Source organism: Phenylobacterium sp. (assembly GCF_013822795.1).
In the GTDB taxonomy this organism is placed as follows: domain Bacteria; phylum Pseudomonadota; class Alphaproteobacteria; order Caulobacterales; family Caulobacteraceae; genus Phenylobacterium.
In genome coordinates this window covers 31,031-54,084 of sequence record NZ_PNLB01000023.1, presented here as the reverse complement: position 1 = coordinate 54,084, position 23,054 = coordinate 31,031, and the positions used below count along the sequence as shown (strand labels likewise).

The window sequence follows — 23,054 nt, the reverse complement described above, 5'->3', positions numbered from 1 at the left end:
CACATCATGATTGCGAACGACTCGCAATATCATTCGGCCCCGCCGATCCAGGTGCTCCGCGCGTTCAGGTCCTGGTCCAGCAGCACCAGGTCAGCGCGCGCCCCGGGCGTGATGACGCCGTAGTCGCGCTTGAGCCCCAGGAACGCTGCCGGGGCCGTCGAAGCCATGCGCGCGGCGTCTTCGAGGCTCAGGCCCGCCATTCGCACCGCATTGGCCACCGCTTTGGCCATATCGAGGTCGGAGCCGGCCAGCGTGCCGTTCTCGTCGACGCAGACGCCGTCGACGACGCGGATCGGGCGGCCCTGGATGGTGAAGCTCTTGTCGACCATGCCGACACTGGGCATGGCGTCGGTGACCAGCATGAAGCGGTCATGGCGCTTGGCGGCGAAGGCGATGCGCAGCACCGCCGGGTGGATGTGCCGACCATCGGCGATGATGCCGCACCAGCTGTCCTGATGCTCTAGCGCCGCCCCGACCACGCCCGGCGCGCGGCTCGCCAGCGGCGACATGGCGTTGAACAGATGCGTAAAGCCGCTGACCCCAGCGCCCAGCGCCTCGATCAGCCGCTCATAGGTGGCGTTGGTGTGCCCGGCCGCAACGGTGACGCCGGCCTTCGCCAGGCGGGCGATCATTTCCGGCGTCGTGGTTTCCGGCGCCAGGGTCACCAGCGTCCGGCCGTGCTTGGCCGAGGTCAGCAGCTCCAGCGCCGCCTCGTCTAGGGTGCGGAACTTTGAGGCGTCGTGCACGCCCTTGCGCTGCTCGCTGAGGAACGGGCCTTCGATATGGATGCCCAGCACGCCGGGCACGCCGGCCTCGATGGCGGCGTCGACCGCGGCGATGGCCTTGGCGACGGTCGAGAGGTCGTCGCTGATCAGGGTCGGCAGGAAGCCGGTGGTGCCATAGGCCCGGTGCGCCGCGCCGATGGTGGCGATGGCTTCCAGGGTCGGGGAGTCGTTGAACAGCACCCCGCCGCCGCCGTTGACCTGGGTGTCGATGAAGCCGGGCAGCAGATAGCCGCCCTCGAGGTCGATGGTGCGGTCGGCCGCCGTCTGCCCCAGCGCGACGATGCGCTCGCCGTCGATGACGAGGCTGGTGGTCACTAGGCCTTGCTCGGTCAGCACCTGGCCGTTCACGAACGCGGTGCTCATCAGACGGTCTCGGTCACCTTGTTGAGGTGCGGGGGCCGGTCGGGATCATGGCCGCGCAGGATCGAGAGCTGGTTGGCCATGCGGTAGAAGCCCTGCACCCGGACGATCGGTTCCAGCGCCGGATGGGCGCTCAGGGTCGGCAGATCGCCGCCGCCGCCGGCCAGCATCACATCGGCGCCGCGTGCGGCCAGATCCTTGGCCAGAGCTACGACGCTCTCCTGGCTCTGATCGTCTTGGGCGAAGACCAGCACCGGGAAGCCTTGCTTCACCAGCGCCATCGGGCCGTGCAGCACCTCGGCGGCGCTGAACGCCTCAGCATGCAGGCCGCAGGTCTCCTTGAACTTGAGCGCCGCCTCCTGGGCGACGCCGAAACCCACGCCGCGGGCCAGGACGTAGAGGTTGCGGGCGCTCTTCAGGCGCTCGGCGGCGGGGCTCCAGTCGAGCGGCCAGGCCTTCTCCAGAATCGCCGGAAGGTCGTTCAGGCCCTTGTCGAGCGCCGCGTCCTGCGTCCAGGCGGCGGCCAGCTGGGCGATGCCGGCCAGGGCGGCGATGTAGGACTTGGTGGCCGCGACGCTGACCTCAGGGCCGGCGTGCAGCGGCAGCACCCGGTCGACGAGCTTGGCCAGGGGCGAGGTCTCGTCATTGACCAGCGCCACGGTGCGCGCGCCGCCCTGTTTGGCGGCCTCGACCGCGGCCAGCAGGTCCGGGCTTTTTCCCGACTGCGAGATGGCCAGGTAGAGCATGCCGTCCAGCTTGGGCTCGGCCGCATAGACCGAGCTGACCGACAGCGCCGCCGACGAGGTGACGACCCCCGTGCCGGTCTCGATCAGGTACTTCGCGTAGGTCGCCGCGTGGTCGGACGAGCCGCGCGCGCAGGTGACCACGGCCTTGGGCGGATCGGCGCGCAGCTCGGCGCCCAGCGCTATCGCGGCCTCGCGGTTGGCGGCCAGCATCCGGGCCACGACTGCGGGCGCTTCGGCCGCCTCCTGGAACATGCGCGTAGCCTCAGGGCGCAGGGCAGGCGGCTTCAGGGTCACGCGTTTTCTCCGGGCCACGGGTCTTGTCTCAAAGAGCGTTGAGTTCGGCGACGAAGTCGTAGGCGTCGCCGCGATAATAGGACTGGGTGACTTCGACCGCGCGCCCGTCCTTCAGGAACCCGCGGCGCTCGATCAGCAGGCCGGCGTCGCGCGGCGCCACGCCCAGCAGTTCGGCCTGCTCGTCGGTGAAGAGAACGGCCCGCAGCCTCTGCAGGGCCCGGACCGGGCGGTGGCCGGTCTTTTCCAGCGCCTCGTAGAGCGAGGTTTCCACGAACTCGGGGCTCGGCATGCAGAAGGCCGCCAGCGTCGAGTACTCCAGCGCCATCGGCGCCCCGTCGGCGAAACGGATGCGGTTGAAGCGGTAGACCGGCGCGCCGGGCGACAGGCCGAGCGTCAGCGACTCTTCCGGCGTCACCAGGCCTTCGGTGCGCGACAGCCAGGCCGAGTGCGGGATGCGGCCACGGGCGATCATGTCCTCGGTGAACGACGACAGCTTGGAGAAGTTCTTCTCGACTCGCGCAGCGACGAAGGTGCCCGCGCCCTGGCGACGGACGAGGAGCCCCTCGCTGACCAGCCCGTCCAGCGCCTTGCGCACGGTGATTCTCGACACGCCCAGTTCCTCGGCGAAGTCGCGTTCGGCCGGCAGGGCGTCGTCGGGACCGAGGATGTGGTTGGCGATCGCGTCGCGCAGCACCTTCTGAAGCTGGCGGTAGAGCGGCGCGTGGTCCTTGGCGTCCAACTGGCCGATGCGCTCGGAAAAGGTCAAAGGCGTCGCTCCGCGTCGATCGCCGGCCGATATCCCGCCGACGTGTCTTGAGACCATTTAGATACCAATATGTGCCAAGTGTGCAATTGGTCTCTTTTTGGGCTTGTCAATTTTGTGAAACTGCGCACAGATCGGCTCCGCAAGTCGATGTAACGCCGGTCTTCGCAGATGTTTGCGAAGAATTGGTATCACATTGGGCTCGCATCGGCTCCGGGGGGAGACCCGGATTTAGGGGAGAAGCCGAGTGAAAATGCATCGCAAATCCATTTTGATCGCCTCTGCGAGCCTGTTGGCTGTCGCGGTCGCAGGGCCGGCCTTCGCGCAGGACACCCAGGTCGACGAGCTGGTCGTCACCGGCATCCGCGCCTCGCTGCAGCAGTCGCTGGAGACCAAGCGCGCGGCCGACGCCATCGTCGACTCGGTCACCGCCGAAGACGTCGGCAAGTTCCCGAACACCAACGTCGCCGAAGCCCTGACCATGGTGCCCGGCGTCACCGTCGACCGCCAGTTCGGCCAGGGCGAAAAGGTCAGCATCCTGGGCACCGACCCGGCGCTGAACCGCACCCTGCTCAACGGCCAGACCGTCGCATCCGCCGACTGGTTCATCCTCGACTCGCCGGGCCGGACCTTCAACTACGCCCTGCTGGCGCCGCAGATCGTCGGCCGCGTCGACATCTACAAGTCGCCGGAAGCGCGCATCGACGAAGGCAGCATCGGCGGCACGGTCAACGTCGTCACCCGTCGCCCGCTCGACCTGAAGCCGATGCTGGCCGCCGGCTCGATCGGCTACCTCTACAACGACCGCTCGGAAGAGGGCGACCTGCAGGGCGCCCTGATGGGCAGCTGGAAGAACGAGGCCGAAACCTTCGGCATCGCGCTCTCGGTCCAGAAGGCCACCGACCAGCTGCGCCGCGACGGCATCGAGACCTACGGCACCATGGCCGCCAGCAACTGGGCCGGCGGCAACGCCGACAACCCGGTCGACTCGCGCAACTTCGGCTGCACCGGCACGTGCGCCTCGACGCTGGGCGCCAACCTCAACGCCCGCAGCCCCAACGCCTTCGGCACCTCGTTCTTCGAGCAGGAGCGCGATCGCACCAGCTACACTGCGTCGCTGCAGTTCCGCCCGACCGAGGAAGTTGAACTGGAGTTCAACTGGCTCAAGATCCAGGCGAACTACGACAACCTGAACCAGTCGATGTACGCCTTCCAGGGCAACACCTGGAACAGCCTGGGCGCGCTGACCGGTCTGACCGTGAACAACGGCATCGTCACCTCCGCCAGCTTCAAGAACGCGCTGAGCGTGCTGGACGTCCAGTCCCGCGAAGCCGAGATGAACTCCGACACCTATGACTTCCGTGGGAAGTATCAGGGCGACGGTTGGGATCTGTCGGGCGCGGCCGGGTTCTCCAAGGCCGACGGCGGCACCAAGAAGCAGGTGTTCCTCGAGTTCCTCAACTGGGCCGACTACACCGTCGACATCAGCGGCGTGCCCGGCCAGCTGACCTACGCCACCAACGTCCAGGGCAATCCGGCCGCCTTCGCCACCGATCCGGGCTGGAGCGGCAACCTGGTCGAAAAGCCGACCACCGACGAAGAAAAGTACGCCCAGGCCGACTTCGGCTATGACCTCGACGGCGTCATCAAGCGCGTTCAGGTCGGCTACAAGTTCCGCCGCCACGAGACGACCCAGCAGTACGCCGGCATCGCCGTGACCGGCGTCTCGGCCCCGGCCAGCCTGTTCAATCCGTCTCAGGCGCCGGGCAACTATCTCGACGGCTTCAACTCCAACCAGCAGATGAAGAACCGCTTCCGCATCGATGGCGGGGCGATGGTCAGCTACGTCGAAGGCGGGACGTGGCTGGCGCCTGGACGCGCGATGCCGACGCCCTCGATCTTCGCGGCGCCTGAATTCACCGCCGGCAACTGGGCGATCCAGGAGGACATCAACGCCCTCTACGCCCAGGCTGAGATCGACTCCGGCGAGCTGCGCGGGAACTTCGGGGTCCGCTACGTCTACACCGACGTCGACAGCGCCGGTTACGTCTGCAACCCGGGCTCGGCCTGCTCGGCCCCGGCGGACTGGACCTGGAAGTCCTCGCAGAAGAGCTACGACAACTTCCTGCCGAGCGTGAACCTGGTCTACAGCGTCCGCGAAGACCTGCTGCTGCGCTTCGCCGCCGCCCAGGTGATCGCGCGGCCGAACTACGCCGACATGACCAACTTCTTCCAGCTGTCGGACGGCATCCTGATCGGTTCGGGCGGCAACCCGAACCTCGACCCCTATAAGTCCAGCAACTTCAACATGTCGGCCGAGTGGTACTTCCAGCCGCAGGCGATCGTGGCGGTGGAGTTCTTCTACAAGGACATCAGCAACTACATCCTGCAGCAGACCGCGCCGGAGCAGTACTTCAACCAGTCGCAGGGCCGGGTCACGACTTACCAGATCAGCCGTCCGCACAACGCCGGCACGGCCGACATCAAGGGCGTGTCGATCGCTTATCAGCAGAACTACGCCTACGGCTTCGGCCTGCTGGCCAACTACACCTATGCTGACGGCAATGGCAGCGAAGGGCAGGACCTGCCCTTCAACTCCAAGCATCAGATCAACGTCAGCCCGTTCTACGAGAATGGTCCGATCCAGCTGCGCGCGACCTACACCTGGCGTTCGGAGTACTTCACCGGCGTCGACCGCGGCGACAACATGTACGTCAAGGACTCGGACAACCTCGACATCTCGGGAACCTACAACTTCACCGACAATGTCAGCCTGACCCTGGCCGGGATGAACCTCACCGACTCCGAGTACTACGCCTACGCCAACGTCGAGGCGATGCCGCGCGCCTCGTACCGCACCGGCCGCAAGTACATGGCGACAGTCAGCCTGAGCTTCTGATCCGCGCGAGAGCGCGAAGTCCCAACGTGGAAGCAGCTCAGCTCCTGAGCTGCGCCCGCGGCGGACGGGGAGCCCATGCCCGGGAGCCCCGTCCGCGCCTTCGCTTCCCGCCTCGGCCGGTACAGGATGCGTCCATGATGACCCGCCGCGCCGATATTCCCCCGAACCCCGCCTCGTCGAGGCCACTGGGCGGGGCGGCTTGCCGCTCCGCCCTTATTTTGTGCGAGTCCGGCCGATGATCCGTTCTCTTCTCCTGGCCACGGCCGCCGCGGCGATGTTCGCCGGGACTGCGCTCGCCGCCGCCCCGATCGTTCCGGCGCCGGTGTCTGACACCCCGCGCGAAGGGGCCTTCCAGCTCGACGCACGCACTGTGATCAGCGTCCCGGCCAACGACGCCCAGGCGCTGGCCAGCGCCCGCTACCTGGCTGATCTGCTGGAGCGTAGCCGCGGGCTGAAATTGGCGATCCGTGCGCCGAAGGCCGACGAGCGGGCGATCGTGCTCAGTCGCCAGGGGCCGGCGGGCGAGGCCTACAAGCTGGACGTCGGCGTTCAGCGCATCACTATCGCCTCGGCCGGTGACGCGGGCCTGTTCTACGGCGCGGTCAGCGCCTGGCAGTTGGCGACCGCCGAGCTCGGCAAGGGGCCGGCGGTGCTATGGGCCCGCCAGATCGACGATGCGCCGCGGTTCGGCTGGCGAGGCGTGATGCTCGACAGCGCCCGCCACTTCCAGAGCGTCGATTATGTGAAGGGCCTGATCGACCGCATGGCTCTGGCCAAGCTCAACACCCTGCACTGGCACCTGACCGACGATCAGGGCTGGCGGCTGGAGATCAGGAAGTACCCGAAGCTGACTGAGGTCGGCGCCTGGCGGGTTCCGGCCGGCCCGGCCGCTGCGGCTGACATCGATCCCAAGACTGGTAAGCCGCGCGTGATCGGCGGCTACTACACTCAGGACCAGGTTCGCGAGATCGTCGCCTACGCCGCCGACCGTCACGTGACCATTGTCCCGGAGATCGAGACGCCGGGGCACGCCCACGCGCCGATCGTCGCCTATCCGCAGCTGGGCTCGGCCGCCACGCCGCCGACCGCGACGTCCTCGGACTGGGGCGTCTTTCCCTATCTCTACAATGTCGATGAGCAGACCTTCGCCTTCCTCGACGACGTGCTGACCGAGGTCGTGGCGCTGTTTCCGGGGACCTATGTCCACGTCGGCGGCGACGAGGCGGTGAAGGACCAGTGGAAGACCAATCCGGCCGTCCAGGCGCGGATGAAGGAGCTGCACATCGCCAGTGAGCGGCAGCTGCAGGGCTGGTTCATCTCTCGGGTCGAGCAGATGTTGCATGCCAAGGGCCGCCGGCTGATCGGCTGGGACGAGATCCTCGAGGGCGGCGTCGCCGAGACGGCCACGGTGACCTCCTGGCGCGGGATCGACGGGGCGATCATCGCCGCCAAGCTGGGCCATGACACCATCCTCAGTCCCGAGCCGATGATGTACCTCAACTACCGCCAGAGCGCCGCGCCGGACGAGCCGCCGGGCCGCGGCGGGGTGGTGACGCTGAAGGACGTCTACGACTACGAGCCGATGCCGGCGGCGCTCAATCCCGACGAGCAGCGCCACGTGCTGGGCATGCAGGGCAACATCTGGACCGAGCACGCGCGCACCGAGGAGCGGGTTTCCAAGATGCTGTTCCCGCGCGTGGCCGCCGTCGCCGAGACCGCCTGGTCGCCGGCTGCGAACAAGGACTGGAAGGGCTTCGCCGACCGGCTGCCGGCCGAGCTCGGCCGCTACCGTGCGCTGGGCCTGACGTTCGATGAGACGCCGCTGAAGGTGCGGGCGCTGAGCACGCCGCAGGGCGATGGCGCACGCGTGACGCTGCTGGGCGCCGAGCAGGTCGGTGAGATCCGCTACACCCTCGACGGCTCGGCGCCGGGCGCCGGCTCGACGCTCTACAGCCAGCCGTTCACGGCGCCGCTGGGGACGCAGGTGCGCGCTCAGGCATTCCGTGGGGGGCAGCCGCTGGCGGCCGCATCCGACATCGCCGTCGACGCGCGCAGCATCCGCACGCGGGCCAGCCAGGAGTTGAAAGCCTGTACGGGGGCGCTGGTGCTGAACCTCGAAGACGACGCCCCGATCCAGGGGGAGCGGGCCCGCTTCCTGGTCGATATCCTGAGCCCCTGCTGGCTCTACGAAGGCGCGGACCTGACGGGCGTGTCTGAGGTTGAGGTCGCGGTCGGTCAGATCCCGTTCAACTTCCAGATCGGCAAGGACATCGAGAAGATCAAATTCCACCCGCCGGCCACGCCAGAGGGCGAACTTGAGATCCGCCAGGGCTCCTGCCAGGGCGCAGTGGTCGCCACCCTGCCGCTCGCCCCGGCGACCCGCTCTCAGGGCGTCACGGTGCTGAAGGGTAAGATCGCCGGCGCCGCCGGCGCCGCCGGACCGCAGGACCTCTGCTTCACCTTCACCCAGAAAGCCGTCGAGCCGATGTGGGTCGTCGATCGCGTCACCCTGGTCGCGGGAGCCGCCGATGGCCGCTGAACTGATCCTGCTTTCGCCGCTCGACGGTTGGGCCGCGCCGCTGGCCGAGGTACCTGATCCGGTCTTCGCCCAAGCCATGCTGGGCGACGGCGTTGCGATCGACCCGACCGGTTCGGTGCTGCACGCGCCCTGCGACGGGGTGGTCATCTCGGTCCACGCCGCGCGCCACGCCGTCAGCCTGCGGGCCGAAGGGGGCGTGGAGCTACTGATGCATGTCGGCCTCGACACCGTGACCCTGGGCGGCAAGGGCTTCGAAGCCCACGTCGTCGAGGGCCAGGCGGTGCGCGCCGGCGAGCGCTTGATATCCTTCAACCTGGCGGTGCTGGCCGAGGGCGCCAAGAGCCTGATCACCCCGATCATCGTCACCGACGCGGCCGGCCGCACCATCGCGGCGCGGACCACCGGGGCGACGATGAAGGTCGGGGAGCGGCTGCTGACCCTGTCGGCGCCCGCTGGTGTCGAAGAGGCGGCCGCCGTGGCCGGACCCGAGCTGACCCGCGCGATCGTCGTGCCGCTGGTCCACGGCCTGCACGCGCGGCCGGCGGCGCGGGTCGCCGAGGTCGCCAAGCGCTTCCAGGCGGAGGTCTCGCTGCTGGCGCTCAACCGTCGCGCCAACGCCCGCAGCCCGGTGGGGATCATGTCGCTGGGCCTGCGCCACGGCGACAGCGCCACCCTGGCCGCCGCCGGTCCCGACGCGGCCGCGGCGTTGGAGGCGCTGGCCGAACTGATCGAGGGCGGCATGGGCGAGGGCGCGCCGATCCGCAAGCCGGCGGCGGCGCCGGTCGTGGAGAGCGCACCGGCCAAGCGGGCCGGTCTGGCCCAGCTGAAGGGCGTCATGGCCTCGCCGGGCCTCGCGGTCGGCAAGGCGGTGCGCCTATTCGTCGAGGAGCTGGCCGTCGTTGAGTCCGGGCAAGGGGCGGCGGACGAGCGCGCGGCGCTGGACGCCGCCATCGCCGCCGTCGCCGGCCGCATCGCCCGCGAGGCCGAGAGCGGCGAGGGGCAGGCGCGGCGCGCCATCCTGGGCGCCCACGCGGCCTTTCTCGAAGATCCCGAGCTGACCGGCCAGGCGGCGCGGCTGATCGGCGAGGGCAAGAGCGCCGGGTTCGCCTGGCGCGCGGCCATCGGAGCCTATGTCGAGGCGCTGCGCGGCCTCGGCGATCGGCGCATCGCCGAGCGGGTCGACGACTTACTGGATCTTGAGCGCCGGGTCCTTCTGGTGCTGGCCGGCGAGGAGGACCGTGGGCCCGACCTGCCGCCGGGCGCGATCCTGCTGGCCGAGGAACTGCTGCCCTCGCAGCTGATGGGGCTGGACGCCGCCCGGCTGGCCGGGATCTGCACCGCCAGGGGCGGGCCGACTTCGCATGTCGCCATCCTGGCCGCCTCGATGGGCGTGCCGGCGGTGGTGGCGGCCGGGGCGGGCGTGGCGGCGATCAACGAGGGGACCAGTCTGATCCTCGACGCCGACGCCGGCCTGCTGCACGTGGCCCCCGACGCCAAGGCGCTGGAGGCGGCGCAGACCACCCTGGCCGTCCGCGCCGAGCGCCGGGCCGCTGCGCGGCTCGCTTCGCGCGAGGACTGCCGGATGGCCGACGGCACGCGGATCAAGGTCTATGCGAACCTCGGCTCGGTCGCCGACGCCGAGGCCGCGGAGGCGGCCGGGGCCGAGGGCTGCGGCCTGCTGCGCACCGAGTTCCTGTTCCTCGAGCGCGAGACCGCCCCCGACGAGGACGAGCAGGCCGAGCGCTACGGCGCCATCGCCGCGGCGATCGGCGGGCGGCCGCTGATCATCCGCCTGCTGGACGTCGGCGGTGACAAGACAGCGAGCTATCTGCCTATCGGGCCTGAAGAAAATCCCGCCCTGGGGGTGCGAGGGGTGCGCGTGCTGATGCGTCGCCCGCAGGTGCTGAAGACCCAGCTGCGCGCCATCCTGCGCGGCGCGCCGCACGCCAAGATCATGGTCCCGATGGTCGCCAGCCTGTCGGAACTTCGGGCCGTACGCGCCGCCTTGGACGACGCCCGCCGCGAGATGGGCCGGGTCGGTCGCTCGGACCTTGGGGTGATGATCGAGACCCCGGCGGCGGCGGCGATCGCCGACCTGCTGGCCGCCGAGGCCGACTTCCTTTCGGTCGGCACCAACGACCTGACCCAGTACGCCCTGGCCATGGATCGCGGCAATCCGGACCTAGCCGGCGAGATCGACGCCCTGCACCCGGCGGTGCTGCGGATGATCGCCCAGGCCAGCGAGGGCGGGCGCAAGCACGCCTTGTGGACCGGCGTCTGCGGCGGCCTGGCCGGCGACTTGGCGGCCGTGCCGATCCTGATCGGCCTGGGGGTCAGCGAACTCTCCATGCCTTCGGCGGCGATCCCCGAAGCCAAGGCCCTGATCCGCACCCTGTCGCCGCAAGCCTGCGCCGACCTGGCCCGCAAGGCGCTGGACGAGCCGTCGGCGGAGGCGGTGCGGGCCCTGTCGAACACCTTCCTGACCGGAGAAGCCTGATGGCCTCGCCCCTTGAAGCGCTGCAATCCCTCGGACGGGCGCTGATGTTGCCCATCGCCGTGCTGCCGGCCGCCGGCCTGCTGCTGCGGCTGGGCCAGCCCGACCTGCTCGACGTGCCGTTCATGGCCGCGGCGGGGGAGGCGATCTTCGCCAACCTCGGCCTGCTGTTCGCGGCGGGCGTGGCGGTGGGGCTGGCGCGCGACAACAACGGCGCGGCCGGACTGGCCGGCGTGGTCTGCTTCCTGATCGCGACGCGCAGCGCCGAGGTGCTGTTGCATGTCCCGCCTGAGGCCTTGAAGGGCATGTCCGGCGACGCCGTCGGCCTGGCGACCGCGGCCTTCAAGGAGAAGGCGATCGCCAAGGTCTCGGTGCCGATCGGCATCCTGTCCGGCCTGATCGGAGGGCAGTTCTACAATCGGTTCTCGAACATCAAGCTGCCGGAATATCTCGCCTTTTTCGGTGGGCGGCGGTTCGTGCCGATCGTTGCGGGGCTGGCCGGCCTGATCCTCGGGGCGCTGGTCGGCTTCACCTATGAGGGCCTGGACGCAGGCATGGACGGCGCCAGCCGCGCCATCGTCGGCTCGGGCGAGGCGGGGCTGTTCGTCTACGGGGTGCTGAACCGGGCGCTGATCGTCACCGGGCTCCATCACATCCTCAACAACATCGCCTGGTTCATTGTCGGCGATTTCCACGGCGCGACCGGCGACCTCAACCGGTTCTTCGCCGGCGATCCGAGCGCCGGGTCGTTCATGGCCGGGTTCTTCCCGGTGATGATGTTCGGCCTGCCGGCGGCGTGCCTGGCCATGTACCACGCCGCCCCGCCGCATCGGCGCAAGGCGGTCGGCGGGATGCTCGGCTCGATGGCGCTGACCACCTTCCTGACCGGGGTGACCGAGCCGATCGAGTTCAGCTTCATGTTCCTGGCGCCGGTGCTCTACGCCATCCACGCGCTGCTGACCGGGCTGTCGTTCATCGTCATGAGCCTGCTGGACGTGAAGCTCGGATTTGGCTTCTCGGCGGGGTTCTTCGACTATGCGCTGAACTTCGGAAAGGCCACCAACCCGTTGTATTTGCTGCCGATCGGGGCGGCGTACTTCGCGCTCTACTACGGCGTCTTCCGCTGGGCGATCATGCGCTTCGACCTCAAGACCCCGGGCCGCGAGGCCGAGCCGACGGCGGCCGAGGCCAGGCCCCTGAGCGGCAAGCGCGGCGAGGACTTCGTCGTCGCGCTCGGCGGGGCCGGCAACCTGATCGGCGTCGACGCCTGCACCACGCGGCTGCGGCTGGTGGTGGCCGACCAGGGCGCGGTCGACGAGGCGGCGCTGAAGGCCCTGGGCTCGCGCGGCATGGTGCGGCCCTCGGACAAGGCCCTGCAGGTGGTGCTGGGCCCGATCGCCGACCAGGTGGCGGGCGAGATCCGGGCGGCGATCGCCGGCGGCGGAACTCCTGTGCCGCAAGCGGTTGCGGCCCCGGCCGCAGCGTTCGACGTCGGGCCGTGGCTGGCCGGACTGGGCGGGGCGGGCAATGTCGTCGAGGCCGGGCTCAAGGCCGGCCGCGTGTGCGTGCGGCTGGTCGATCCGGCGGCGCTGGACGAGGCGTTGCTGAGCGCCCGCGGGGCGCGCGGCGTGGCCCGGTTGCCGGACGGAAGCGTACAGATTCTGCTGCGTCCGGCCTAGGCTAGCGGCAGGTTTCTCAGGCCCGCCTTGCAGGAACGCTCACGATAGGGCCCGTAGGGCGGACTCAGAGACGCGAAAAGTCGCCTCTATCGTCACGATCGGCAGGTTCGGGGCCGACAACCTGCCGATGCCGATCAGAGCAGGTGGCGCAGCCAAGGTTCCGGGACCCAGGTCGGGGTCGCCGACAGCGCCACGCGCTGGCCGTCGATGTGGACCTCGACCGGATAGCCTTCACGCTCGAACCCCCGCCCGTGGGCGATCGCCGCGGCGTCGTCGGCGCAGGCCGCGGTGCGCGTGTCGAACCGCTCGCCGAGATGATTGATCAGGGAAAAGGAGTAGATGCGCATACGACCCCGATCGCCGCGGATGCGGCGCACAATCGGGGGATTTGGACGCGAGCATACGTCCAGCCCCGGGCGGCGGCAAGATGCCGACATCGCGCGTGCCGCTTTCAGTCGGCGGGCGAGGAGGACGGGGCGGCGGTCTCGCGCGGGGGCGGATCGTGGCCGCGCGCCTCATGCCGGGCGACCGCGCCGGGGTCGCGCTTGTCGACCGGCTGTCCGCAGCGGGTGCAGATGTGGAAGTGGCGGGCGTCGTCGATCGGCTCGTGATCCTGGCGACCGATGTAGTGCAGTTCCCTCGGCATGAGATCGTCCTGAAACGCATCGCCCCGGGGCGGCCGCGGAGCGAGCGGCCATCATAGCAGACGGCGGCGGGCGGGGAGGGGCGCGTCGCGCGCATCGGGTCTTGTCCTGCGGCGACGCATCAGGGCTGGCGCGGCGGCGTCAAGCGCGCCAAAGGAGCCGTTCAGAACCCGTCCCCCGAGGTCCGTCTTGCAGTCCGCCCCCCCACGCCCGCGCATCACCGTCTTCTCGCTGGGCGGCACGATCTCCATGGAGGGGAGCGGCGGCTCCGGCGTGGTCCCCACGCTGGACGCCAACGACCTGTTGTCGGGCGTGCCGCACCTGGCGGCGGTGGCGCAGGTCGCCGGCGAGACGGTCTCCAAGGCCGCGAGCGTCGAGCTGGGGTTCGAGGACGTCGCCGCCCTGGCCGAACGCATTCGTGCGGCGGTGGCCGGCGGCGCCCAAGGCGTGGTCGTGACCCAGGGCACCGACACCCTGGAGGAGACCGCCTACCTGCTCGACCTGCTGCTGGACCTGGCCGAGCCGGTGGTGGTGACCGGCGCGATGCGCGACCCGACCAAGCCCGGCGCGGAGGGGCCGGCCAACCTGGCCGCGGCGATCCGCGTCGCCGCGAGCCCGGCCGCCCGAGGGCTGGGCGTGGTGGCGGTGATGAACGACGAAATTCACGCCGCACGCTTTGTGGCCAAGCGCCATACGCACAAGACCTCGGCCTTCGGCTCGGGAACGATCGGGCCGCTTGGCTGGGTGGTCGAGGACCGGGTGCGGATCGCCTTCCGGCCGGCCGAGCGCACGCCGACGGTCATCTGGAAAGGCGCCCCGCCGCGGGTGATCCTGCTGCCGATGGTCTTCGGCGGCGACCCGCAGAGCCTGCGCGACCTCACCCGCGAGCCGGTGGCCGGGATGGTGGTCGAGGCGGTCGGCGGCGGGCACGTGCCGTTCGCCATGGTCGAGCCGCTGGCCCAGCTGGCGGCCAAGGCCCCGGTCGTGCTGGCCTCGCGCACAGGGGCGGGCGAGACGCTCGAGAAGACCTACGGCTATGCCGGCGGCGAGATCGACCTGCTGGGCCGCGGCCTGATCGGCGCGGGGCTTCTGGACGCGCGCAAGGCCCGGCTGCTGCTCAGCCTGCTGCTGGGGGCCGGGGCGAGCCGCGAGGAGATCGCCGAGGCGTTCGCGCGCGCCTAGGGCGGAGCTTAGGACCGGCTGAGGCCGTCGCCCGAGTCAGCCCGCCGACCGTGGGGAGAGGAGGAAGGCCAGCCCCCGCAGAACCGCCTGCTCCAGCCGTTCGGCGGAATCCACGTCCTCCTGCATGTGGACGCTGAGGGCGATGCCGCGTCCCAGCACCCAGAATACACGAGCGATGTCCTCGACCCGATCAGCCGGGGCCCTGTCGTCGCCGAGCAACGAGCTCTGGAACACCTCGAACGCCCTCTGCTCAGCTTCCCGCACCGCGAGGTTCGGTTCCATTTGCATGAGCGCGTAGAGGTGCGGCCGCCTGCGGATGAACGTCAGCAACGCGGCCGACGCGGCGTCGATCCGGCGTTGGAACTTGCCGCTCGCCATGGACCGCTCGATCGTTTGGGCGAGCTCCCGCCAGCCTTCGACCGCGACCGCCGCCAGCAAGGCGTCCTTGTTGGCGAAATGGTAGTAGAGGCTCGCAACCCCACTGCCGACTTCCGCTGCGATGAGCCGGAGCTGCAAGGCGTCCGCCCCGCCCTGGTCGACCAGGCGGCGCGCTGCGTCCAAGACCCGACGGCGCAAAGTTCCGGAGCTTGCGATCGCCAAGCGCGTCATCTCATGCTGTCCTTAGAAGACAGCCCCGACCATGGACGATGACGTGCGCCGCAACCAGCCTCAGTGGCGGGTCGGCAGCACCACGGTCATGTCTTCGTAGCCCTTCACGAAGGTCGAGTAGCTGCGCTTCGGCTCGGCCTGCAGCTGGATGTCGGGGAAGCGCTTGAGGATCTCTTCCCAGATGATGGTCAGCTGCAGTTCGGCCAGGCGGTTGCCGACGCAGCGATGAATGCCGAAGCCGAACGACATGTGCTGGCGCGGGCGGGCGCGGTCGACGATGTAGCTGTTGGGGTTCTCGATCACGCGCTCGTCGCGATTGCCCGAGACGTACCACATGACCACCTTGTCGCCTTCGCGAATGGTCTTGCCGCCCATCTCGAAGTCCTGGGTGGCGGTGCGCGACATGTGGGCCAGCGGGGTCTGCCAGCGGATCGTCTCGGAGACCATCGAGGTGATCAGGCCGTGGTCGGCGCGCAGCTTGGCGTACTGGTCGGGGTTCTGGTTCAGCGCGTAGACCGAGCCTGAGATGGTGTTCCGCGTGGTGTCGTTGCCGCCGATGATCAGCAGGCCGACATTGGCGTGGAACTCGGCCATGGTCATGTTCCGCGTCTCCTCGCCGTGCGCCAGCATGGAGATCAGGTCGCCGGCCGGCTCGGCGTTCACGCGCTGGTTCCACAGCTCGGTGAAGTAGCCGAAGCACTCGTTCATGGTCGCGCGCAGGTCCTGCAGATCGGCTGCGCCGCCGGGATAGCCGGGCGGCGTGGTCATGGCGTCGGACCAGCGGGTCAGCTTGCGGCGCTCCTCGAACGGGAAGTCGAACAGGGTCGCGAGCGTCATCGTGGTGAGCTCCTTCGACACCAGGTCGACCCAATCGAAGGCTTCGCCGACCGGCAGCGAGTCGAGGATCAGCCCGGCCCGCTCGCGGATCTGCGGGGCCATGACGGTCAGGGCGTGCGGCGACAGCGCCGGGCTGACCGTCTTGCGCTGCACGTCGTGGCGCGGCGGGTCCATGGCGATGAAGTTGGTGGCGGTGTTATTCGGGTCGCGGAACCCTTGGGCGGCCTTCGGGGTCAGCGAGATGCCCTTGGCCGACGAGAACACCTGGTGGTTGGAATCCACCGACATGATGTCGTTGTAGCGGGTGATCGACCAATAGGGCCCGTAGTTGCTGTCGGGCGTGAAGTGGACAGGGGCCTCATCGCGCAGGCGCTGGAAGATCGGCCACATGGAGTCGTCGCGAAACAACGAGGCGCGGGCCGGATTCAGTTCCTCCACCGGCGCCTCGTAGGCGGCCTTGTGCGCGGCGGCGCGCTTGTCCTTCAGGATGTCCGCGGCAGCCATGACTGTTCCCTCGCCCTAAAACGCCCTCTGTCGGGGCGACAGGTGATCGGACCCTTTCGAACAAGGTTCCACAAGGTCTTAGGAAGCATTTGGTGACTTGAGTGATCGCCGAACGTCCCGGCGCGACCGCGGGCGATCCATAGATCGACCGCTGCCTAGCAGCGTCGGCCAAATCGCCGGCACAGGTCGCGAGCGCGCCAGAAGTGGAAGTTAGGTCGCAGCTGAGAAGCGGACGCTAGATGAGTCCCCTCGCGTCAACGTCAGGCTCGACCGCTTCCGTCGGCGCCGGCAAGAGGACCAAAGATACCCCCAATGTGTGGAGCTGCTAATCGGTCAGGCCGGAAAGGCCCACATGTCGGATCGGGCCCTCCGCCGAGGCCGCTGTGCTCCATCGCCTGCTTGGGCTTCCCGTGGGCGCGGTCGAGGGTGACGCGCGCCGCGGCGGGCTGTTCCTTGTCGCGCATGATGGACGCCAGGTTCTTACGGCTGATCGGGTGAAGGTCTGGGCCGCCTCTCTGAGGTCGACGTTGGCCCTGCTACGCGACCCGACGGGACGTCCTGTGCCCTCGCGTCTACTCCGCGCGGCATTGATTTCCTTTGATTTAGTTTCATAGGTCGCCCGCTCGGCGCTCGGCCCTCATTGATCCTCCGCGCCCCAACGCATAGTCGTGGGGCGAGCACACTGGGGGGATCATGACAGAGCGAGCTTTGGGGAGGCGATTTAGCCTAGAGTACATCTCAAAGGGGGCACCCGGTGCGGACAGCGAGCGCTTTCGGAGACGCATCGCTGGCTACATCAAGATTTCCTCCGGAACGCTTTCCGAGGATCTTCCAGAAGTGCTTCAGGTGGAGCTCGGAGTTAAAGTTCCCACCTTCTTTGACGAAGTGGATTGGGACGCCTTCTTTCTCAAATTGGAGCTCCGCGACCTGCTCGACTCCTTGACCATTGCCTACAGCGTGGCCAACCGGGACGGCTACAAGCAGACGCTCCGCGGCTTCGTCGAGCGCGCTCTTCGCGAAGAGAATTTGCAGTACACCACCGACGAAGAGTGCGGCCTTCATCCTTACATTGACGCGGCCTTCCAGCAGGCGCGTGTTTCAGCAATAGCCTCGCTATCTGAACACGGGCATGGAGCAGCCCTCGCCTCCTATCAAGGCGGAATGAATGCGCTTGTAAACGACGACACCCTGACAGCTGTGCGGAGCGTCTTCGACGCAGCGGAATCGGTGTTCAAGCAGGAATTTGGCGTAGCTCGTTTGGGCAAGAGCGAAATCGACAAGAACCTCGCACCCCGCCTAAGAGCCTACTACTCCGACCGGGCATCCGATGCCGGCGGTCGACTGATCGCCGCTTTCGGTGAGTGGGTGAACGGGGCCCACTCGTATCGCCATGCTGATGGCGCGCCCGAGCCAACGCCACCGCCCCGAGAGCTAGCAGTGGCCTTCATCACGGCGGGCACAGCCTGGATCCGCTGGATGACCGACACCAACTTCCTCCAGTCGGCCTCAACCTGATCGGTTCGCGCCGCAGAGCCAGGCCTCAGGCGTAAGGGGTCGAGCACGTTCTCCGGCTTCCGATGCTACGGCCAGAACCGGCGTAGCGAGGCCAATTAACGCCAACTCAAGGACCAAAACGGCAGGGGTCTTAGGGCGGAGGCGGGGGAAGCGCATATGGACCTTCAGGCGTGCTGTTTTGCGACGCAGTTGTTGGGAAGAGTTGAGTTCAATGCTGGCGTAGCGGCCTGGGCTCAAGCGATCGGCGGTCTAGCCGCAATTTGGGTCGCTTATCTCGTCGGGCAGCTTCCGGCCAAGCAGGCGCGTGAGGCTCGGAAGGCGGAACAGATCGCATTCTGCGAGACGCTCAAGCGAGCAGCGCAATTCACGTTCAGCACGTACTCCGACGCTTTCATCGCAGCGGATAAGCAGGATTGGCTGGCCTTTCGATCCGCCATCGGCGCTCCGGTTCAGGCCAAGACGGATGGCTTGATTGTTAAAGCCCTTGAAGAGCCCCTCTCCAATTGGCCGAGCGGGGAGCTTTACTTGGCAACCCAGATGTTTGCGTTCGCCACCGGTCTTGTCGCAGAAATTGATGGCCGGCCTCTCGGAGACAGTGAAGGTGATTGGAACCAGCAACTTCGGGTGGCGGCCGGTCGGCTCACGATGCTCGACGCAGCCAAGGTAAAGTTGGACGACGAAATCGCCGCGGCTGTGCTGGAAATTCGCAAAGGTCGTCTTCATGCCGGCCTCCCCTCAGCCGAAACCGGCATGTAGCCGTTCGCCATCAGGACCTCGGCGGGAAGCGTGCAACCGAGCTTTTCCGGGCGGCGGGCCCCACTCCCGGCGGCTCGCCCTGGATTTGCTCACCGGGCGGCAGGAGAGCGGACGTTGTCAGTGTCAGCAAAGAGCCCATAGCGGACGGTGGGGAGGGCTTAGCTCCTGACGGCGGGTGCGCTCAACCCCTGGCCAACGCGCTGGCCGCCTTGCCGTCATACTGGCCGCCGAAGCTGGTCTTCAGGTGGGCCATGATGGCCCCGACGTTGGCGTCGGGGTTCTTGGCCCGGAAATCGTTGATGACCTCGCGCAGTTCGGCGTCCGTCATCTGCTTTGGGCCGTAGGACGAAAGGATCGCCAGTTCGGTTTCAGCGGCCTTGGTGCGCTGGTCGACCTTCGACGCATCGCTGCCGGCTTCGATCAGGCGCGCGCGCTCGCTCGCGAGATTCTCCAGGGTCAGCTTCGTATTCTTGAGGAACTTGGCGACGGTTGCGGCGACCTTTTCATCAGTGACTTCCGTCACGCCGCGCTTGAACTCTTCGGTGGTGATCTGCGTCGCTTCGCCGATCAGCGTGGTGAGCAGGTCAGCCTTCAGGCGGTCGTTCAACTTACGCGCCGCGAGTTGGTCAGCTTTGAGATCGTCAAGCAAAGCCATGTCGCTGTCCTTTCAATTCACTCTGTTCGGTAGTTCTGTCGTGGGGGAGGGAGGCCGCCGGCGTCGCGCCGTAAGCCACCGTAGCAGGCTCCTTGCAATCCATGTCCGCATTCCGCTGGCGGCGAGGCTGAAAGCGGGCCTTCATTCGGTTGGGCGCTTGCCGCGCTCCATGCCTTGGGCTCAGCCGACGCTGGTCCGGCCGGAGCGTCGGTCCCACACGTCCATCATCGCGTGCGCGGCGCTCTCCCGGAGCGTGGCGCGGTCGTCTTCGCTGGCCGAGAGCACGGCGTCGGGCTGCATGGCGAAGCGTTCGTTGAAGGCCTGGGACAGCCGCATCCGGGTGACATAGCCGCAGCGCGCGGCGATCTCGGCGAGCGGGAGGCGGTCGGACGACGTGAGCAGGACCCAGGCGTGCTGGAGCCGCAGATCGTTGATGAAGCGGGTTACGCCGCCGTACGGGGCGAATGCGCGGTAGAGAGTGGCGCGCGAGACGCCCAGGCGCGCGGCGATCCAGGCGGGCGACAGGGCAGGTTCGCTCAAGTGGTCGTTGACCAGCGCTTCGGCCATGGCCTTCAGCAGCCGTGGCGTGAGCCGGGCGCGCCGCACGTCGGCCAGGGCCAGGCCCAGCATGTCGATCGCGGCGCGCAACACCACCGAGCCCTGCGCCTGGGTCATCCGCGGCGCGTCTTCGCAGAGGCAGGCGAGGGTGCTCGCGATCACCCGCGCCAGCGGATGGTCCCCGCGGATTTCGGCGCCGTGGAGATCCAGGCGCCGCTGCGGCTCGGGCAGCATCCCGCGCCCGAAAACCATCATGGTCGCTGTATAGTCGGTCCCCATCACCCTGACCGCCTGCGCCAGGTCGAGGACGAGGATGTCTCCGCCGCGCAGGCGCCGGCCCGACCACGTCGGCTGCACTTCGAACACGCCGTCCTCGACGACATAGACGAACAACTGCTCGGCGCTGGTGGCGGCGATGAGGGCGGCGTCCCGCGTCATCGCGATCTCGCCGCGGGCCCGCGCGCGCGTGACGACCGCGTCAGGCAGCACGAACGCCTCGGCGAAGAAGTCGAAGTCCGGCTGCGCGGCCATCCGCGCCGGATCGGCATGAAAGGCGAACGCCACCGACAGCGCCAGGCGACGCGCGAAGTCGAGCGACGCCTCACCTGGCAAGCGCTCATGGCGCACGCGCGGGATCGGCTGACCGAGCACGAGTTCGCCACCGGATGCGTTCATCACCCTGTTCATCAATATCGAATGGCCCAGCTGCCCGGCCAGGCCAACTATTTTTCACGAAATGAGACGGATCGCAGGAATTGGATCCGCACTGAGACGCCCCGGAATTCTCGACGGTCACGGCACATGGTAGGCGGCTGAATAGTCGATGACGTTCACCGCTTCGAGCAGGTATCGCCTATTTGCGGCCCGGGGGAATCCATTGTTCAACTTCAAATCAGCGGTCGCCGGACTATTTGCTGTCGCTTCACTTACATTTGCGACCGGCAGCAGCGCCGCGACAACGCTCAACGGCGTGACGCTTCACCGCGTGGAAATTCTTGGATCGACCTATGATGTGACCTTCCGCGATGGGGTCTTCGACACGGTCTTCCCGCACGCAAACCTCACCTTCACGACGCAGCCCGGCGCTGAGGCTGCGGTCGCCGCAATCCGATCCACCGCCGCCTACCAGAGCGTCAAACCGGCCGATCCCGGCTTTGGGGGATTTCTGGCGCCATTCGGGTTCCGTGACGAAATCGTCGTCTGGGCGGTCGTTGGAGGCGGTTTCAACGGCGAAGGCGGGGGCGGCTGGTACCGCGCCTATAACTACGGCGACCAGTTCACCTGGGCGGAGTTTAGCCCCTCCGCGGTTCCCGAGCCCGCCACGTGGGCCATGATGATCATCGGCTTCGGCGCAGCGGGGGCGATAGTTCGCACCTCGCGCCGCCGGAACGCTCTAAGCGCCTAATCTACATCAGTGAGAACGAGCCTGCCCTGCCGCGGCGGGGGGGGCAGGCCACGTGGCGAGCACGCCGGCCGCGGCTAAGGGGGACCCCATGACGCTTTCCATCGCCAAGACCTTCAAGGCCCTGACCGCAGCCAGCGTGCTCGCGCTCGGCGCCCTCGCGGCCGCGCCGGCCTCGGCCGCGCCGGCCTCGGCGGCGACGCCGGGCGTCGCCATCGGCAGCTATTCGACCTTCACCGGCGGCTATTGAACGGCGGGCTGGGCGTTCAGCGTCGCCACCTCGCAACAGCTGGTCGGCCTCGGCGTCTTCGACTACCAGGACGACGGCCTCTACCTGGACCACGAGGTCGGCCTCTGGGACACGAACGGCGTCCTGCTCGCCTCGGTGATCGTCACCAACGCGGATCCCCTGATCGACAGCTTCCGCTACGGGTCGATCACGCCCTTCACGCTTGCGGCCGGACAGACCTACATCGTCGGCGCGGCCGACCTGGCTTACTACAGGGACCCGATCCCGACCGCCGGAACCCTGGCCACCGCGCCGGGCCTCACCTATCTCGGATCGCGGTACTATCGCGGGACGGAATTGCACTTCCCGGCCGGCGAGACCACGACGAAGTGGATCGGCGCCAACATCCTGCTGGGCAGCGCCGTCCCCGAACCGGCCACCTGGGCGATGATGATCATCGGTTTCGGCGCCGCCGGCGGGGCGATCCGCGCCTCACGTCGCCGCAACGCCCTCACCGCGGTCTAATCGACGATCTATCACGAGGCGAGGTGACGCTCTTCGCAGCTTGCCACGGCGTAGTTATGGATGGGAGTAGGCTCCTCTTAAGCCTCCGACCTGACAACGCTGTCGCGAAATGACCGAACGCCACCTGCCCGTATGTGTCGCCGCCCTTTACCGGTTCTCGCCGTTCGACGACTGCGAGCGGCTGCGTGATGGGCTGGCGGCCGTTTGCGCTGATCACGGGATCAAGGGCACGCTGCTGCTGGCTCCAGAGGGCATCAATGGCACCATCGCGGGCACGGCAGACGGAATCGATGCGGCGCTGGCCTATATCCGCACGCTGCCCGGCTGCGAGCAGCTATCGGTGAAGATCTCCCGCGCCGAAGTCATGCCGTTCTACAGGATGAAGGTCCGCATCAAGCGCGAGATCGTCACTATGGGGCAGCCGCACATAGACCCCCTGGAGGCCGGACACTATTTGTCCGCCGACGACTGGAACGCCCTGATCAGCGAGCCGGACACGCTCGTCATCGACACCCGGAATGATTACGAAGTCAGGATCGGCACCTTCGCGGGCGCCGTGAACCCGGGGACGAGAAGTTTTCGGGAGTTTCCAGACTGGTTCCGCGCCAACCGCGAGGCCCTGCTGGCGGGGCGAGCGGCGCCGAAGATCGCCATGTTCTGCACCGGTGGAATTCGCTGCGAGAAGGCGACCGCCTTCCTGAAGTCGGAAGGGTTGGACGCCGTCTATCACCTCGACGGCGGCATCTTGAAATACCTGGAGACGGCGAGTGAAGCGACCAGCCTTTGGCAGGGCGAATGCTTCGTCTTTGACCAGCGCGTGGCGCTCGGCCCTGGCCTTGCGCCAGGAAGCCACGTGCTGTGTCGCGCCTGCCGCATGCCTGTAACGCCGCAGGAGCGCGCCTCTCCGCTCTTTGAGGAGGGCGTCAGTTGCCCAGCCTGCCATGGCGAGCGGAACGTGGAACAACGCGCGGGCTACGCGGAGCGGCAGCGCCAGGTGGCGCTGGCCGCATCGCGTGGCGGCGACCACTTCGCCAGCGGGCCACCGGTCGTGAAGCGGGCCTCCTAAGGGTATTGCGCCG

20 protein-coding genes are annotated in these 23,054 nt (G+C 68.1%); 11 read left to right on the top strand and 9 right to left on the bottom strand.

From position 1 onward, the window contains the following. Window positions 1-29 precede the first annotated feature (29 nt). From nagA to C0481_RS18905, 3 genes are all read right to left on the bottom strand, one after another. Complete coding sequence (gene nagA, locus C0481_RS18915) at window positions 30-1,148, bottom strand: N-acetylglucosamine-6-phosphate deacetylase (protein WP_293406728.1); 1,119 nt, start codon at window positions 1,146-1,148, stop codon at window positions 30-32. Continuing rightward, entirely contained in the window at window positions 1,148-2,143 is a 996-nt protein-coding gene (locus C0481_RS18910; protein ID WP_293406801.1) for an SIS domain-containing protein, read from the bottom strand. Before C0481_RS18910 ends, nagA begins: the two co-directional genes overlap by 1 nt. Before the next feature lie 70 nt (window positions 2,144-2,213). Then, the gene (locus tag C0481_RS18905) at window positions 2,214-2,951 is read right to left on the bottom strand and encodes a GntR family transcriptional regulator (protein ID WP_293406726.1); all 738 of its coding nucleotides are present in this window, start codon (window positions 2,949-2,951) and stop codon (window positions 2,214-2,216) included. Between the two features lie 250 nt (window positions 2,952-3,201). Here C0481_RS18905 and C0481_RS18900 point away from each other — a divergent pair, with 250 nt between their 5' ends. From C0481_RS18900 to nagE, 4 genes are all read left to right on the top strand, one after another. After that, window positions 3,202-5,847, top strand: coding sequence for a TonB-dependent receptor (locus tag C0481_RS18900; RefSeq protein ID WP_293406724.1), 2,646 nt, complete (start codon window positions 3,202-3,204; stop codon window positions 5,845-5,847). 235 nt (window positions 5,848-6,082) lie between these two features. Further along, window positions 6,083-8,386 carry a family 20 glycosylhydrolase gene (locus tag C0481_RS18895; protein WP_293406722.1) on the top strand — a complete coding sequence of 768 codons (2,304 nt, stop codon included), beginning with the start codon at window positions 6,083-6,085 and terminating at the stop codon, window positions 8,384-8,386. After that, the gene (gene ptsP, locus C0481_RS18890; RefSeq protein ID WP_293406720.1) at window positions 8,376-10,883 is read left to right on the top strand and encodes a phosphoenolpyruvate--protein phosphotransferase; all 2,508 of its coding nucleotides are present in this window, start codon (window positions 8,376-8,378) and stop codon (window positions 10,881-10,883) included. Before C0481_RS18895 ends, ptsP begins: the two co-directional genes overlap by 11 nt. Beyond that, window positions 10,883-12,559 carry an N-acetylglucosamine-specific PTS transporter subunit IIBC gene (gene nagE / locus C0481_RS18885; protein WP_293406718.1) on the top strand — a complete coding sequence of 559 codons (1,677 nt, stop codon included), beginning with the start codon at window positions 10,883-10,885 and terminating at the stop codon, window positions 12,557-12,559. Before ptsP ends, nagE begins: the two co-directional genes overlap by 1 nt. A gap of 134 nt (window positions 12,560-12,693) precedes the next feature. On the opposite strand, the gene C0481_RS18880 is transcribed toward nagE, so the two are convergent. Together C0481_RS18880 and C0481_RS18875 are read right to left on the bottom strand one after the other, a co-directional pair. Next, a complete protein-coding gene (locus C0481_RS18880; protein WP_293406716.1) occupies window positions 12,694-12,906 on the bottom strand; it encodes a hypothetical protein in 213 nt (70 codons plus the stop codon). A 104-nt stretch (window positions 12,907-13,010) separates the two neighbouring features. Beyond that, window positions 13,011-13,205, bottom strand: coding sequence for a hypothetical protein (locus tag C0481_RS18875; protein WP_293406714.1), 195 nt, complete (start codon window positions 13,203-13,205; stop codon window positions 13,011-13,013). 187 nt (window positions 13,206-13,392) lie between these two features. On the opposite strand from C0481_RS18875, the gene C0481_RS18870 reads away from it, so the two are divergent. Beyond that, window positions 13,393-14,385, top strand: a complete 993-nt coding sequence (locus C0481_RS18870) for an asparaginase (RefSeq protein WP_293406712.1) — start codon at window positions 13,393-13,395, stop codon at window positions 14,383-14,385. A gap of 36 nt (window positions 14,386-14,421) precedes the next feature. Here the strand turns inward: C0481_RS18870 and C0481_RS18865 are convergent, their stop codons facing one another. Further along, complete coding sequence (locus C0481_RS18865; protein WP_293406710.1) at window positions 14,422-14,994, bottom strand: TetR/AcrR family transcriptional regulator; 573 nt, start codon at window positions 14,992-14,994, stop codon at window positions 14,422-14,424. A gap of 60 nt (window positions 14,995-15,054) precedes the next feature. After that, window positions 15,055-16,335, bottom strand: coding sequence for a cytochrome P450 (locus C0481_RS18860; protein ID WP_293406708.1), 1,281 nt, complete (start codon window positions 16,333-16,335; stop codon window positions 15,055-15,057). An 837-nt stretch (window positions 16,336-17,172) separates the two neighbouring features. Between C0481_RS18860 and C0481_RS18855 the strand changes: the two genes are divergently transcribed. Together C0481_RS18855 and C0481_RS18850 are read left to right on the top strand one after the other, a co-directional pair. Next, window positions 17,173-17,850: a hypothetical protein gene (locus tag C0481_RS18855; protein WP_293406706.1), complete on the top strand. Its 678-nt coding sequence runs from the start codon at window positions 17,173-17,175 to the stop codon at window positions 17,848-17,850. A gap of 156 nt (window positions 17,851-18,006) precedes the next feature. Continuing rightward, window positions 18,007-18,606, top strand: coding sequence for a hypothetical protein (locus C0481_RS18850; protein WP_293406704.1), 600 nt, complete (start codon window positions 18,007-18,009; stop codon window positions 18,604-18,606). 181 nt (window positions 18,607-18,787) lie between these two features. Here the strand turns inward: C0481_RS18850 and C0481_RS18845 are convergent, their stop codons facing one another. Beyond that, a complete protein-coding gene (locus C0481_RS18845; RefSeq protein ID WP_293406702.1) occupies window positions 18,788-19,261 on the bottom strand; it encodes a GatB/YqeY domain-containing protein in 474 nt (157 codons plus the stop codon). Window positions 19,262-19,441: 180 nt separating this feature from the next. Beyond that, a complete protein-coding gene (locus tag C0481_RS18840) occupies window positions 19,442-20,494 on the bottom strand; it encodes an AraC family transcriptional regulator (protein ID WP_293406700.1) in 1,053 nt (350 codons plus the stop codon). Window positions 20,495-20,696: 202 nt separating this feature from the next. Here C0481_RS18840 and C0481_RS18835 point away from each other — a divergent pair, with 202 nt between their 5' ends. From C0481_RS18835 to C0481_RS18820, 4 genes are all read left to right on the top strand, one after another. Continuing rightward, entirely contained in the window at window positions 20,697-21,224 is a 528-nt protein-coding gene (locus C0481_RS18835; RefSeq protein WP_293406698.1) for a PEPxxWA-CTERM sorting domain-containing protein, read from the top strand. An 88-nt stretch (window positions 21,225-21,312) separates the two neighbouring features. Continuing rightward, window positions 21,313-21,471, top strand: coding sequence for a hypothetical protein (locus tag C0481_RS18830; protein ID WP_293406696.1), 159 nt, complete (start codon window positions 21,313-21,315; stop codon window positions 21,469-21,471). Window positions 21,472-21,606: 135 nt separating this feature from the next. Then, a complete protein-coding gene (locus C0481_RS18825; RefSeq protein WP_293406694.1) occupies window positions 21,607-21,975 on the top strand; it encodes a PEPxxWA-CTERM sorting domain-containing protein in 369 nt (122 codons plus the stop codon). A 109-nt stretch (window positions 21,976-22,084) separates the two neighbouring features. Then, entirely contained in the window at window positions 22,085-23,041 is a 957-nt protein-coding gene (locus tag C0481_RS18820) for a rhodanese-related sulfurtransferase (RefSeq protein WP_293406692.1), read from the top strand. The last annotated feature ends 13 nt before the right edge of the window (window positions 23,042-23,054 follow it).